Origin of the sequence: Hymenobacter sedentarius (genome assembly GCF_001507645.1) — a bacterium.
GTDB lineage: Bacteria > Bacteroidota > Bacteroidia > Cytophagales > Hymenobacteraceae > Hymenobacter > Hymenobacter sedentarius.
Window position 1 is genome coordinate 356,039 of sequence record NZ_CP013909.1, and the last position, 12,521, is coordinate 368,559.

Sequence of the window (12,521 nt, forward strand, 5' to 3'; positions counted from 1 at the left end):
ACGAAGCGGTAGAGATGCTTCGACTTCGCTCAGCATGACGGACACAGGAATGACGGCCGACTTATAACACAACATATGACTCTTCCCGCTCTGGGCTGGCAAGGCCTCGTCGTTCTGGTAGTTTTCGGCGTTTCGCTGCTGATTGCCACGTATTCTACTTATGCGGAGCGCGTCATCGCCGCGTTTCTGCAGGACCGGGTGGGCCCGGACCGCGCCGGTCCCTTCGGCCTGCTGCAGCCGCTGGCCGATGCCGTGAAGCTCTTCACTAAAGAAGAGTTTTTCCCGGCCGGTGCCAACCGCGCGCTGTTCGTATTTGGGCCCTGTCTGGCCATGACCACGGCGCTCATGTCGTCGGCAGTTATTCCGTTCGGCAACGTGCTGCAGTTCGGTGAAACGTCTATTCACCTTCAAGGCATTGAAATCAATGTCGGGATGCTCTACGTGTTCGGCATGGTATCGCTGGGCGTGTACGGCATCATGATTGGCGGCTGGGCTTCAAACAACAAGTTCTCGCTACTGGGCGCCATTCGCGCTGCTTCGCAAAACATCAGCTATGAAATTGCTATGGGCCTCGCCCTGATTGCCGTGCTGATGATGTCGGGCACACTGTCGCTGCGCGAAATCACCCTGCAGCAGTCGGTGGCCGGCGAGTGGCACTTCTGGAACATCGCCAAGCAGCCGCTGGGCTTTATCATCTTCATTGTGTGTGCTTTTGCGGAGACCAATCGGACGCCCTTCGACTTGCCGGAGTGCGAAACTGAGCTGATTGGCGGCTACCACACCGAGTACAGCTCCATGAAAATGGGCCTGTACCTGTTCGCTGAATACATCAACGTATTCGTGGCTTCGGCCGTGATGAGCGTGCTGTACTTCGGCGGCTTCAACTTCCCTTTCCAATATGAATTGCGTGATTGGTTGGTTTCATCGCAGCACCTAGAGCTGGTGACGGCCTCAAACATCATTACCATCCTTGGGCTGGTGGGCTTGTTCGCCAAAATCTTCGGCTTCATCTTCTTCTTTATGTGGGTGCGCTGGACCTTGCCGCGCTTCCGCTACGACCAACTGATGCGCTTGGGCTGGACGATTCTCATTCCGCTGGCTATCTTCAACATCCTACTTACGGGCGGCCTGATTACGTTCGGCGTAATTAACTAACGACCATGGAATCCTTAAGCAAACGCGCCAAAGTCCTCGAAAAGAAGCCCATGACTTTCGCCGAGCGGGCTTACCTGCCGGCGATTTTTCAGGGCCTGACGATTACGATGCGGCACTTTTTCCGGGCCGCTACCAAGAAGCAGGTAACCGTACGCTACCCCGACGAGACCCGTCCCTTCTCCCCCGTTTTCCGTGGCTTGCACGTGCTCAAGCGCGACGAAGCTGGCCGGGAGCGCTGCACCGCCTGCGGCCTCTGCGCCGTGGCCTGCCCTGCCGAAGCCATCACCATGGTGGCCGGCGAGCGCAAAAAGGGCGAGGAGAACCTCTACCGCGAGGAGAAGTACGCCGTGAGCTACGAAATCAACATGCTGCGCTGCATCTTCTGCGGCCTCTGCGAAGAAGCCTGCCCGAAAGCCGCCGTGTACCTGCAAGCTGATAAAATGGCCCCGCCGCGCTTTGAGCGCGACGAGTTCATCTACGGCAAAGACCGGCTGGTAGAGCCCGTGACGCCGGACAACCGCTCGAAGCGCGGCATCCAACTCACGCCCGAGCAAGCCGACAAGCTGCGTTCGCAACTGGCATAAAATAGCGCGGACTTTTAGTCCGCGTCCGCTTGTTTATTTTCATCTTCCACGCGGACTAAAAGTCCGCGCTACTTATGTCCCCTCTGTTCCTGTTTCTCTCGTTCGTGGCCTTGCTGAGTGCGCTGGGCGTGGTGCTAGCCAAAAACCCGGTCCACAGCGTGCTCTTCCTCATCCTCACGTTCTTCACGCTGTCCGGCCACTACCTGCTGCTGAACGCGCAGTTCTTGGCCGCCGTGAACATCATCGTGTACGCCGGCGCCATCATGGTGCTGTTTCTTTTTGTGATTATGTTTTTGAACCTGAACGAGGAAACTGAGCCGCACAAGCCAGCGCTAGCCAAGTTTGCAGCTGCCATCGCCGGCGGCTCGCTGCTGCTGATTCTGGTAGCCGCTATGCGCAACGTGAGCCCCGCCGGCTACGACCCCGCCAGCTTCGATTCGCAGATTGGCATGGTTGACCGACTGGGCCTGGTGTTGTTTCAGCAATATGCCTTGCCGTTTGAGTTGGCATCGGTATTGCTGCTGGCGGCCATGGTGGGCTCGGTAATGCTAGGCAAACGGGAGACGGGCGAGCGGAACTTCTGATTCATTATTCATCTCTTTCTCACAACAAAGCCGCGCCCGACGGGTGCGGCTTTGTTGTTATCTAGCCAGCCGCCCTGGGCTGACGGCCGCGCCGCTTGGGTGGTAGAGCAGTGGCTTCCTCGGGAGCAATGGGAGAAAAGCCGGCGCGTGCCAAGCTCTCACGCAACGCCCGGAGCTGCCGGTACTGCTGCATTAGCTCTGAGGCAAACAGCTGCACCTGCTTGGTGAGGGATGGCAGCTGAGCCAGGGCTTGCAGACAAGCAGCCAAGCGGTTGTAGAGCGGATAAGCCCGCAAAGCTTTGTTTTGCAGGAAGGCCTCGAACCGTTCCATTACGGCATCAAACGCAGCTTCGGGCTGAAAGCGGGCGGCTTCGCTCAGCAGGTATGGCAGGGCGTGGGTATCCGACGCGGGCGGATGCTGCAGCCAGTCAACCGAGAGCACCAGGGGCAGCAGGTCGTGGCCGCGCTGCTGGGCCAGCAGCTGGTGAGCTTGCTCGGTGAGGGTGAGCGGCTGGCGCGGGGCGGGCCGGCGGGCGAGTTGAGGCGTTGACTTGGCGGTAAGCCTGGGCGCCGCGGGCAGCGCGGCCAGCAGTTCTTCATCGAACTCGAATGCCTCCAGAAACCGGTGCAACTGCTTGGGCTTCTGGCTCAGCAGCTGATGCAGGAAGCCTAATTTTTCTTTGTCGCTGGTGCGGGTCCAGGCGCCGTTCAGAATATGCACCGACTGCTCAGCTTTGCTGAGCTTGGAAGGTGCCAGCGGCTCACTGGCCGGCTCATCTTCCATCAAATCAAGCACCGCCAGGCCCAAGGCGATGCCATGCTTGCACACGTCGCCGTGCTCGTAAGGGCAGTCGCAATGGATTTCGGGCGAACCGGCGGCCCGGATGGTCAGGCTTACCCGGTACGTATCCGTGCCGCGCACGCGGGCTTTGAAAACATTCCCTTTCCGTTGAATGTGCCCAACGGCGTCCTCCTCGTAATAATACGCTGCGCCCCGTTCAAAAATTTTGCTTGGCACGAGAGCCTCCAAATCTTCTTGGGTGAACATGAATGACGGCACAAAGAATTGCGGCAAATTTAGGTAAGTGCATCTGTGCCCACTAACGTTATAACTACCAATTCAATCGCTAGTCAGTCTCAGAAAATCTGCTAGCATCCATGGTGGGCTCGGTAATGCTGGGCAAACGTGAAACAGGCGTAAGAAGCTTTTGGGCTTCTGTGCCGATAACAAAAGAGCCGCACCCTGAGGGCGCGACTCTTTTGTTATCAGAAAAACAAACAGCTCAGGTAGCCGATGACGGGTTAATTATATATACCAGCGATGGGGCGCGTTATGCGGGCCATAGCGTGTGAGGCTACTGATACCGAGCGGTAAGTAGGCACGCGCATCTTCGATACGGGCGACGATGCGAGTTGCAGGCGAATGAGCGAGGTGCTCAAACCCATAAACAGAACAAAGGCGGCGAAGGCGTAAAATTTAGACACGTGCAGAAAGCGTTTAAGAGGATAACTGCTCAAACTTACTGGGCTGGTTTGCCTTCAGATTTACTACCTCGCTGAAGGATTCGGATTACTCGTTGAACGGTGGATTTTTAACCGGTTAAATATTCAGATTAGGCAATAGATAAGGACGCTACTTAACGGGGCATAAAAAAGCGGCGCCTGAAGTATCAGGCGCCGCTGCTGTTTCTACCGTCACACGAAGCTACTTCGCCACTACCGCCGTGGCAATGCTCAATTCCTTGAGTTGAGCACCCGAAATCGGCGAGGGCGAGTCAATCATCACGTCGCGGCCGGAGTTGTTCTTCGGGAAGGCGATGAAGTCGCGGATGGAATCGGCACCGCCGAAGAGGCTGCAGAGGCGGTCGAAGCCGAAGGCGATGCCGCCGTGGGGCGGGGCGCCGTACTCGAAGGCGTCGAGCAGGAAGCCGAACTGGGCCTGGGCTTCTTCGGGGGTGAAGCCGAGCAGGCCGAACATGCGGGCCTGCACGGCGCGGTCGTGAATGCGGATGGAGCCGCCACCCACTTCTACGCCGTTAATCACAAGGTCGTAGGCATTGGCGCGAACCTGGCCGATGGTGTCGGGCGAGTCGAGCAGGGCCAGGTCTTCCGGCTTGGGCGAGGTGAAGGGGTGGTGCATGGCGAAGTAGCGGTTTTCCTCATCGCTGTATTCGAGCAAGGGGAAATCGACCACCCACAGTGGCGAGAAATCGTCTTTGTCGCGCAGGCCGAGGCGCTGGCCCATCTCCAGGCGCAGCTCGCTCATGGCTTTGCGGGCCTTGTTGGGCTCGCCGGCGATGATGAGCAGCAGGTCGCCTTCGTGGGCGTTGAAAGCCGTCTTCCAGCGCTGCAGCTCTTCCTGTGAGTAGAACTTATCAACCGACGACTTCACCACTCCACCGGATTCGACGCGAGCGTAGATGAGGCCAGTAGCTCCGATTTGGGGGCGCTTTACGAAATCCGTCAGCTCGTCGAGTTGCTTGCGGGTGAAATGAGCACAGGTGGAAGCATTGATGCCCACGACCAGCCCAGCGTTATCGAACACGGGGAAGCCCTGGCCCTGTACAATTTCGGTCAGCTCAACGAACTCCATGGCGAAGCGCGTGTCGGGCTTGTCGTTGCCGAAGCGGCGCATGGCGTCGGCGTAGGTCATGCGGGGGACGGTTGGGAAGTCGAGGCCCTTGATTTCCTTGAACAGGTAGCGGGTCAGTCCTTCGAAGGTGTGCAGGATGTCTTCCTGGGTCACGAAGGCCATTTCGCAGTCAATCTGCGTGAACTCGGGCTGGCGGTCGGCGCGCAGGTCTTCGTCGCGGAAGCACTTCACAATCTGGAAGTAGCGGTCAAATCCCGACACCATAAGTAGCTGCTTGAACGTCTGGGGCGACTGCGGCAGGGCGTAGAACTCGCCGGGGTTCATGCGTGAGGGCACCACAAAGTCGCGGGCGCCTTCGGGCGTGGACTTGATGAGCACCGGCGTTTCGACTTCGATGAAGTGCTGGCCGTCGAGGTAGCGGCGCACGGCTTGGGCCATTTTGTGGCGCAGCATCAGGTTGTTGCGCACGGGGGTACGGCGCAGGTCGAGGTAGCGGTACTTCATCCGCAGGTCGTCGCCGCCGTCGGTTTCGTCTTCGATGAGGAAGGGCGGTAGCTTGGCGGCGTTGAGAATTTCGAGCTTCTCGGGACGAATTTCGATGGCGCCTGTGGGCATCTTGTCGTTTTTGGAATGGCGTTCTACCACCTTTCCGGTCACGCTCAGCACAAATTCGCGGCCGAGGTGGCGGGCGGTTTCGCGCACTTCGTTGGCTTCCACGCCTTCTTCCAGGGCTATTTGGGTGAGGCCGTACCGGTCGCGCAGGTCAATCCAGAGAATGGCGCCTTTGTCGCGGGTGCGTTGCACCCAGCCGCAAAGCGTGACGGTTTGACCAATGTGTTCGGGGCGGAGTTCGCCGCAGGTGTGGGTACGGAGCATGGCAAAAGGGTTTTGGGCAAAGTTAGGCCCTTGGGCTAAGAAGCCAACCGCCAACTGGCGAACCTCCCGACGGCGCTTCCCGCATTTTTGGTACGGAGTATGCAAAGGCCGACAGCAAGTGCGTTCCTTTGTCTTCTCAATCCTTCAATTGTCAATGAAATTCCTCCCCTCCTTCGCACTCGCGGCCGCCCTATTGTTTGCCGGCACCGCCCAGGCACAAACCAAAGTCAAGACCAAAAACAAGTCGGACGAGTCGGGCACCGTGGTGAAAGCCAAGGGCACGGCCGGAGCGGTGACGCTCGACGGCCCCATCAAGCGCATCGAAACGCTGTCGGGCATAGACGTATTTCCCAAGCCCAACTCCACCAGCATCCTGCTGAGCTTTACCCAGCAGTTCACCAAGCCCGGTACGCTGGTGATGACGGACTACAAGAACCGCGTCATTTACCAAACTGAGCTCGACCCGGCCAACAACACCGGCGCCCCGGTAGACTTGGGCAAGATTCCGGCCGGCACCTATTTGGTCGAAGCCAAAACCGGCAACTACGTCTACTGGAAGAAGGTGCGGATTAAGTACCCCGCCGTTCGGCGCTAAGGCCCCGAAGACCTACGGCAGTGCCACGGCCCCCCAGCCGTGGCACTACTTTTATCCCCTCATCGTTGCTGCTTACCATGAAGATTTTCTCGTTTCTGCTGTTGATTCTTGGCCTCACGGCCTTTGTCCCGAAGCCCAAGCTGACGAATGTCAAGCTCGGCTCAGGCCTGACGGTTGGCGTGCCGGCCGGCTTTATGCCCCTGCCCGACGACGGCATTGCGGTGAAGTACCCGTCGCCGCGCAAGCCGCTGGCCGTGTACTCCGACCCCAGCGGCCGCGTGGACTACAGCGTGGCCGTGCGCCCCACCACGTTCGAAAGCATGGACTACGGCGTGCTGCTCAAGATTTACAAGTCCAGCATTCAGCGCCTGTATTCCAAGGTTGACTTTCTGAAGGAAGACATCCGCACCGTAAACGGGCGCGATTTCATTTACTTCGAATTTGTGTCGACCGTGACGGATACGCGGCGCGGCAGCCAGTTGGCGCCCATCAAGAAATACCAGGCGGTGCAATACGCCATTGAGGGCCAGCAGCTGTATGTCTTCACCTTCGTGGCTCCCGCCGAAGAGCAAGCCAAGTGGCAACCCACCGCGCAAGCTGTTATGAATACCATTGCGCTGAAATAAGGCCATCGGCCAAGGCGAGGCGCTTTCTTGGTTCATTATCCTTTTAGCCCAATAAAAGAACCCCCGGCACTGCGCAGTGCCGGGGGTTCTTTTATTGGGCTAATTTTGCCGGGCTCACACCGCCCGGGCTCCGCCTCTCATGACCGACGACTTTTTCATGCTTCAAGCGCTGGCCGAGGCCGAAAAAGCTCTGGCGGCCGATGAAATTCCCATCGGGGCCGTGGTGGTGTTCGAGAAACAGATAATTGGGCGGGGCTACAATCAAACCGAGCAGCTGCGCGACGTGACGGCCCACGCCGAAATGCTGGCCCTGACGGCCGCCGCCAACCACCTGGGCAATAAATACCTGGCCGATTGCACCCTCTACGTCACCATTGAGCCGTGCGTGATGTGCGCCGGCGCCAGCTACTGGGCCCAACTAAAAGCGGTGGTGTTTGGGGCCAGCGAGCCCAAAGTGGGGTTCCGGCGCCACGGCCAGCTCCTGCATCCCAAGACCCAACTGCGCGCAGGCGTGCAGGCCGAAGCTTGCGCCGCGCTGATGCAAGCGTTTTTTAGTTTAAAGCGGAAATAAATCTACTTTTGAACCTGAGCGGGCGCTGGTCGTAACTAGATATCTAGTTAGGCTATTTTAGCGCCTGCTCGGTTTTTCATACGCCCGTCCACCCAAAACCCTTTTCACTTATGGCTTTTGAGCTCCCCAAACTCCCGTACGCCTACGATGCACTGGAACCTACCATCGATGCCCAAACGATGGAAATCCACCACACGAAGCACCACCAGGCTTACGTGACCAACCTGAACGCTGCCATTGCCGGCACCGATATGGAGAATCAGTCCCTCGAGGAAATCATGCACAACATTGCCAAGGCCCCCGTGGCCGTGCGCAACAACGGCGGCGGCCACTGGAACCACTCCCTGTTCTGGACCATCATGTCGCCCAACGGCGGCGGGCAGCCCACCGGCGCCGTGGGCGAGGCCATCACGAAGACGTTCGGCAGTTTCGACAAATTCAAAGAAGAATTCACCAAGGCCGCCACCACGCGCTTCGGCTCGGGTTGGGCGTGGCTGTGCAAGCAGGCCGATGGCTCGGTACAAATCTGCTCGACACCCAACCAGGACAACCCGCTGATGCCCGACGCGGGCTGCCGCGGCATTCCGGTGCTGGGCCTCGACGTGTGGGAGCACGCCTACTACCTGAAGTACCAGAACCGCCGGCCCGACTACATCGCCGGCTTCTACAACCTGATTAACTGGGACGAGGTGAACCGGCGCTTTGCCGAAGCCACGCCCATGTAAGCATCTGGTGCGCAAAAATACCGTGGCGCAAATCTCAAGCACAGAAGGCCCGTTCCGCGTTGTGGAACGGGTTTTCTGGTTTTAGCTGGGCCGGCTGCCAGCATTAGGCAGCTCAGAAAAGGGTCATCGAAAACAATTCGTGTACATACTTCGTTTCAGGACACGTTTCATCCTCCCGCGGTCCAAGCACCGCGGCAAAACTTGTTTTTATGTCCAAGAAATTGTTTGAGCCGGCTCAGCTGGGCCCCCTTACTTTAAGCAACCACATCGTAATGGCCCCGCTCACGCGTAGCCGCGCGATTGGCAACGTGCCCAACGAGCTGATGGCGGAGTACTACCGCCAGCGCGCCACGGCGGGCCTGATTATTACGGAAGGCACCTCGCCCTCGGCCGACGGGCTGGGCTACGCTCGCATTCCGGGCCTGTTCAATCAGGAGCAGGTCACCAACTGGCAGCGCATCACCGAAACGGTGCACCACCACGGCGGCCATATCTTCATACAGCTCATGCACGCCGGGCGCATCGGCCACACCCTCAACCTGCCCGCCGGCGCCGAAGTGCTGGCCCCCTCGGCCATCACGGCTGCGGGCCAAATGTGGACCGATGAGCAGCAGCTGCTGCCCCATACCCAGCCCCGCGAAATCCGCACCGACGAGCTGGCTCGCCTGCGCGACGAGTATATTCAAAGCGCCAAGCTGGGCATTGATGCCGGCTTCGACGGCGTGGAGGTGCACAGCGCCAACGGCTACTTGCTTTCGCAGTTCCTGAACCCGCACAGCAACCAGCGCACCGACGCCTACGGCGGCAGCGTGCAGAACCGGGCCCGCTTCGTGCTGGAGGTAGCCCAGGGCGTGGCCGATGCCATCGGGGCCGAGCGCACGGGCATCCGCCTTTCGCCCTGGGGCACCGACGCCGACATGCCGCACTACCCCGAAATGGACGAAACCTACGCCTACCTGGCCGAGGAGCTCCAAAAAATCGGTTTGGTGTACGTGCACCTCGTCGACCACTCCAGCATGGGGGCCCCTGCCGTGCCGGCCGAAACGGTGGCCACCATTCGCCGCCTGTTCACCAACACCCTCATCCTGAGCGGAGGCTACGATGCCGAGCGCGCCGAAGAAGCCCTGCAAAGCGGCCGCGCTGACCTGGTGGCCTTCGGTAAGCCCTTCATCTCGAACCCCGACCTGGTCGAGCGCCTCAAGACCGGCGCGCCGTTGGCTCCCCTCGACGCGGACAAGCTCTACACGCCCGGGCCCGAGGGCTATATCGACTACCCAACCCTGGATGGCCAGCCCGCAGGCACGTTCTCGCCTAGCTACCAAGCTTAGGCAGCGCTGCTTTCGTAAAAAAACACAAAGCCCCGGCCTTCAACGGCCGGGGCTTTTTTGCTGCCCAAACATTGGTGTTGGGCTAAAGTTGCAGGCCGGAGTTGCGCCACGAGGGGCTGTACGTTAGGCAAGGCCCTTAGCTATTCTTTATGAAAGCAGCCCGGGCAAAACCAACTCGGCGGCAGGAGCACGGCGTTGCCACTTCTGCCGGGAAGCCGTGTATCTTTAGCGGCTAAATCACACCTTTCTGTTATTCTGACCCAGCATGAATACTAAGTTGCGCCTCACCGTATTGAGTTTCTTACAATTCTTTATCTGGGGCTCGTGGTTGATAACAATTGGGGCTTATTGGTTTCAAACCAAGCAATGGTCGGGCGCGCAGTTTGGCGCCATCTTCTCGACCATGGGCATCGCCTCCATCTTCATGCCCTCGCTCATGGGCATTGTGGCCGATAAATACATCAACGCGGAGAAGCTCTACGGCATCCTGCACATCCTGGGCGGCCTGACGCTCTGCACCATCCCCATGGTGACGGACCCCAGCACGTTCTTCTGGGTGATTCTGCTGAACATGATTTTCTACATGCCCACGCTGTCGCTGTCCATCGCGGTGTCGTTTTCGGTGCTGAAAACCGAAGGGCTCGACGTGGTGAAGGACTACCCGCCCATCCGGGTGTGGGGCACCATCGGCTTCATTGTGGCCATGTGGACGGTGAGCCTGCTGGGCTTCGAGAAGACGGCGGGCCAGTTTTACGTGGCGGCTGGTGCGGCTCTCCTGCTAGGCCTGTACTCCTTCACGCTGCCCAAGTGCCCTCCCCAGTCCACCAGCACGTCCAGCCAGGGCCTGATGGAAATCTTGGGCCTCAAATCGTTTGCCATCCTGCGCGACCGCAAGATGCTCACCTTCTTCCTGTTTGCGCTGCTGCTCGGGGCCGCTTTGCAGCTCACCAACGCGTACGGCGATACCTTCCTGCACGATTTCGATAAGACGCCGGCTTACCAGGACACCCTGACGGTGAAGTACCCGGCCATCATCATGTCCATCTCGCAGATTTCCGAGACCCTGTTCATCCTGGCCATTCCGTTCTTCCTGCGGCGCTTCGGCATCAAGCAGGTGATGCTCTTCAGCATGATTGCCTGGGTGTTGCGCTTCGGCCTGTTTGCTTACGGCAACCCCGGCGGGGGCCTCTGGATGATTATCCTCTCGTGCATCGTGTACGGCATGGCCTTCGACTTCTTTAACATCTCGGGCTCGCTGTTCGTCGAAACCCAGACGCAGCCCAGCATCCGGGCCAGCGCACAGGGCTTGTTTATGATGATGACCAACGGCTTCGGGGCCGTGCTGGGCAGCTCGCTGAGCGGCCTTATCATCCAACACTATTTCACCGACGCCGCCGGCAACAAGGACTGGCACAGCATCTGGCTCACGTTTGCGGGCTATGCGCTGGCCATTGCCGTGCTGTTTGTGCTTATTTTCAAGCACAAACACACCCCTCAGGCCACCGCGCAAGCGCACCCCGAAGGCCTGCTCACCGTAGAGCAAGTATAGTCCACGACGCGGCGGTACGTGTTGCAGCCGTCTTTGCTCAATGAAAAAAGCCTTGCAATTGCGAGGCTTTTTTGTTGGCTCTTTTAAACCGCAGCCCCATCCTACTGCGCACCGCATGGGCCGCGTTGAGCTGAATTTTTGCTCGGAGACTGGTTGGTTTCCGGGCAGTAAAATGTATTTTTAGGAATGAAAGTCAACGGCATGAAGAAAGCATTGCCTGTGGTGGCCACTCCCGACCTCTCGCAATCCTTCGAAAGAGACGCATATTTCCAGCCCGTCTCCTGGTTTTACTCGGCATTCGGGGTGTTGCCGCGCCGTGAGATTTACCAGCTGGCCAGTGCCGAAGCCCGGCAAACCATTCTGGCGGAGCTGGCCAAGACTTATGACCTGGAGCAGGCCACCGTCGCGCACGCGGTGTACCTGGACAAAAAAGACAAGGCGCCCGACATCAGCCACTACGCCCTGAGCCTGGCGCCGCACCTGCTGCTGTGGTTCTACGAGCGCGGCACCTACGGCGACCGCGCCGGCCAGCTGTTCTTTTCCCCGCAGACCGACCCCGCCCAGTTGGCGCTGGTGCAGAAACTCCTGGCGGCCCAGCTCGACACCGGGAAGCTGGAACACGACCGCATTCAGGTACTGCGCCTGGCCTTCGGGGAGCTGGAGTTTTCGCCGCTGCCCATCAAAATCCCGGCGCTGGACCTCACCACCCACTACAACGACGACCTGCTGCCCGCCCACGAAGCCATTCTCAAGCGCCTGCAGCAGCCCGACGAGAAAGGCATCATTATCCTGCACGGCCCGCCCGGCACCGGCAAAACGAGCTACATCCGGCACCTGTGCGGCCTCACCGACAAGCCCAAGCTGTTCATTCCGCCCAACCTGGCCACCCGCATTGCCGACCCGGAATTCATCAACCTGCTGCACGACAACACCAACTCCATTCTGCTGATTGAAGACGCCGAGGAGCTGCTGGCCAAGCGCGACGGCCACGGCGGCAACGCCGTGAGCAACCTGCTCAACCTCTCCGACGGCCTGCTGTCCGACGGCTTCCACATCCAGATTATCTGTACTTTCAACGCCGACCTGGCCCGCATCGACAAAGCTCTGCTGCGCAAAGGCCGACTCATCGCCTCCTACCGCTTTGAGCCGCTGGCCCTGGAAAAAGCCCAGGCCCTGGCCACGGAGCTCGGCCTGACCGAGCCCATCCTAGAGCCCACGTCTTTGGCTGAGCTTTACAACCGCGAAAAAACCGATTTCATCAGCGAATTCAAAACACCCGGCCGCATCGGTTTCAGCCGATAAAGTAAGCTCAACAATACAAAATTGGTACAAAAA

The 12,521-nt window shown here is 59.1% G+C and carries 12 protein-coding genes; 10 read left to right on the plus strand and 2 right to left on the minus strand.

Annotation, left to right across the window (positions count from 1 at the left end; translation table 11 throughout):
* Positions 1-75 precede the first annotated feature (75 nt).
* The 3 genes from nuoH (at position 76) to AUC43_RS01580 (ending at position 2,323) form a co-directional block, all read left to right on the plus strand.
* Complete coding sequence (gene nuoH / locus AUC43_RS01570; RefSeq protein ID WP_068188960.1) at positions 76-1,155, plus strand: NADH-quinone oxidoreductase subunit NuoH; 1,080 nt, start codon at positions 76-78, stop codon at positions 1,153-1,155.
* Between the two features lie 5 nt (positions 1,156-1,160).
* Positions 1,161-1,739 carry a NuoI/complex I 23 kDa subunit family protein gene (locus AUC43_RS01575; protein WP_068188963.1) on the plus strand — a complete coding sequence of 193 codons (579 nt, stop codon included), beginning with the start codon at positions 1,161-1,163 and terminating at the stop codon, positions 1,737-1,739.
* A gap of 74 nt (positions 1,740-1,813) precedes the next feature.
* Complete coding sequence (locus tag AUC43_RS01580; protein WP_068188965.1) at positions 1,814-2,323, plus strand: NADH-quinone oxidoreductase subunit J family protein; 510 nt, start codon at positions 1,814-1,816, stop codon at positions 2,321-2,323.
* Positions 2,324-2,384: 61 nt separating this feature from the next.
* Here AUC43_RS01580 and AUC43_RS01585 read toward each other — a convergent pair whose 3' ends face one another.
* Together AUC43_RS01585 and aspS are read right to left on the minus strand one after the other, a co-directional pair.
* Complete coding sequence (locus tag AUC43_RS01585; RefSeq protein ID WP_068188968.1) at positions 2,385-3,371, minus strand: SWIM zinc finger family protein; 987 nt, start codon at positions 3,369-3,371, stop codon at positions 2,385-2,387.
* A gap of 657 nt (positions 3,372-4,028) precedes the next feature.
* On the minus strand, positions 4,029-5,792 hold the full coding sequence (aspS, locus tag AUC43_RS01590) for an aspartate--tRNA ligase (RefSeq protein WP_068188973.1): 1,764 nt from the start codon (positions 5,790-5,792) through the stop codon (positions 4,029-4,031).
* Positions 5,793-5,946: 154 nt separating this feature from the next.
* Between aspS and AUC43_RS01595 the strand changes: the two genes are divergently transcribed.
* The 7 genes from AUC43_RS01595 to AUC43_RS01625 all read left to right on the plus strand — a co-directional run bounded on the left by AUC43_RS01595 (position 5,947) and on the right by AUC43_RS01625 (position 12,488).
* The gene (locus tag AUC43_RS01595; RefSeq protein ID WP_068188977.1) at positions 5,947-6,387 is read left to right on the plus strand and encodes a T9SS type A sorting domain-containing protein; all 441 of its coding nucleotides are present in this window, start codon (positions 5,947-5,949) and stop codon (positions 6,385-6,387) included.
* 77 nt (positions 6,388-6,464) lie between these two features.
* Entirely contained in the window at positions 6,465-7,013 is a 549-nt protein-coding gene (locus AUC43_RS01600) for a hypothetical protein (protein ID WP_157780876.1), read from the plus strand.
* 139 nt (positions 7,014-7,152) lie between these two features.
* On the plus strand, positions 7,153-7,584 hold the full coding sequence (locus AUC43_RS01605) for a nucleoside deaminase (protein ID WP_199243491.1): 432 nt from the start codon (positions 7,153-7,155) through the stop codon (positions 7,582-7,584).
* A gap of 110 nt (positions 7,585-7,694) precedes the next feature.
* Positions 7,695-8,309, plus strand: coding sequence for a superoxide dismutase (locus AUC43_RS01610; RefSeq protein WP_068188982.1), 615 nt, complete (start codon positions 7,695-7,697; stop codon positions 8,307-8,309).
* 209 nt (positions 8,310-8,518) lie between these two features.
* Positions 8,519-9,637 (plus strand): alkene reductase, encoded by a 1,119-nt coding sequence (locus tag AUC43_RS01615; protein ID WP_068188985.1) that lies wholly within the window; start codon positions 8,519-8,521, stop codon positions 9,635-9,637.
* Positions 9,638-9,902: 265 nt separating this feature from the next.
* Positions 9,903-11,186, plus strand: a complete 1,284-nt coding sequence (locus tag AUC43_RS01620) for a nucleoside permease (protein ID WP_068188988.1) — start codon at positions 9,903-9,905, stop codon at positions 11,184-11,186.
* A 186-nt stretch (positions 11,187-11,372) separates the two neighbouring features.
* Positions 11,373-12,488, plus strand: coding sequence for an AAA family ATPase (locus tag AUC43_RS01625; RefSeq protein WP_068188992.1), 1,116 nt, complete (start codon positions 11,373-11,375; stop codon positions 12,486-12,488).
* The last annotated feature ends 33 nt before the right edge of the window (positions 12,489-12,521 follow it).

What these genes read in the sequence shown, in the direction of transcription:
- AUC43_RS01610 (WP_068188982.1), top strand. Translation starts at nt 7,695, where the DNA reads ATGGCTTTTGAGCTCCCCAAACTCCCGTACGCCTACGATGCACTGGAA.
- AUC43_RS01605 (WP_199243491.1), top strand. Translation starts at nt 7,153, where the DNA reads ATGACCGACGACTTTTTCATGCTTCAAGCGCTGGCCGAGGCCGAAAAA.
- AUC43_RS01600 (WP_157780876.1), top strand. Translation starts at nt 6,465, where the DNA reads ATGAAGATTTTCTCGTTTCTGCTGTTGATTCTTGGCCTCACGGCCTTT.
- AUC43_RS01620 (WP_068188988.1), top strand. Translation starts at nt 9,903, where the DNA reads ATGAATACTAAGTTGCGCCTCACCGTATTGAGTTTCTTACAATTCTTT.
- AUC43_RS01625 (WP_068188992.1), top strand. Translation starts at nt 11,373, where the DNA reads ATGAAAGTCAACGGCATGAAGAAAGCATTGCCTGTGGTGGCCACTCCC.
- AUC43_RS01575 (WP_068188963.1), top strand. Translation starts at nt 1,161, where the DNA reads ATGGAATCCTTAAGCAAACGCGCCAAAGTCCTCGAAAAGAAGCCCATG.
- AUC43_RS01585 (WP_068188968.1), bottom strand. Translation starts at nt 3,371, where the DNA reads ATGTTCACCCAAGAAGATTTGGAGGCTCTCGTGCCAAGCAAAATTTTT.
- nuoH (WP_068188960.1), top strand. Translation starts at nt 76, where the DNA reads ATGACTCTTCCCGCTCTGGGCTGGCAAGGCCTCGTCGTTCTGGTAGTT.
- AUC43_RS01580 (WP_068188965.1), top strand. Translation starts at nt 1,814, where the DNA reads ATGTCCCCTCTGTTCCTGTTTCTCTCGTTCGTGGCCTTGCTGAGTGCG.
- AUC43_RS01595 (WP_068188977.1), top strand. Translation starts at nt 5,947, where the DNA reads ATGAAATTCCTCCCCTCCTTCGCACTCGCGGCCGCCCTATTGTTTGCC.
- aspS (WP_068188973.1), bottom strand. Translation starts at nt 5,792, where the DNA reads ATGCTCCGTACCCACACCTGCGGCGAACTCCGCCCCGAACACATTGGT.
- AUC43_RS01615 (WP_068188985.1), top strand. Translation starts at nt 8,519, where the DNA reads ATGTCCAAGAAATTGTTTGAGCCGGCTCAGCTGGGCCCCCTTACTTTA.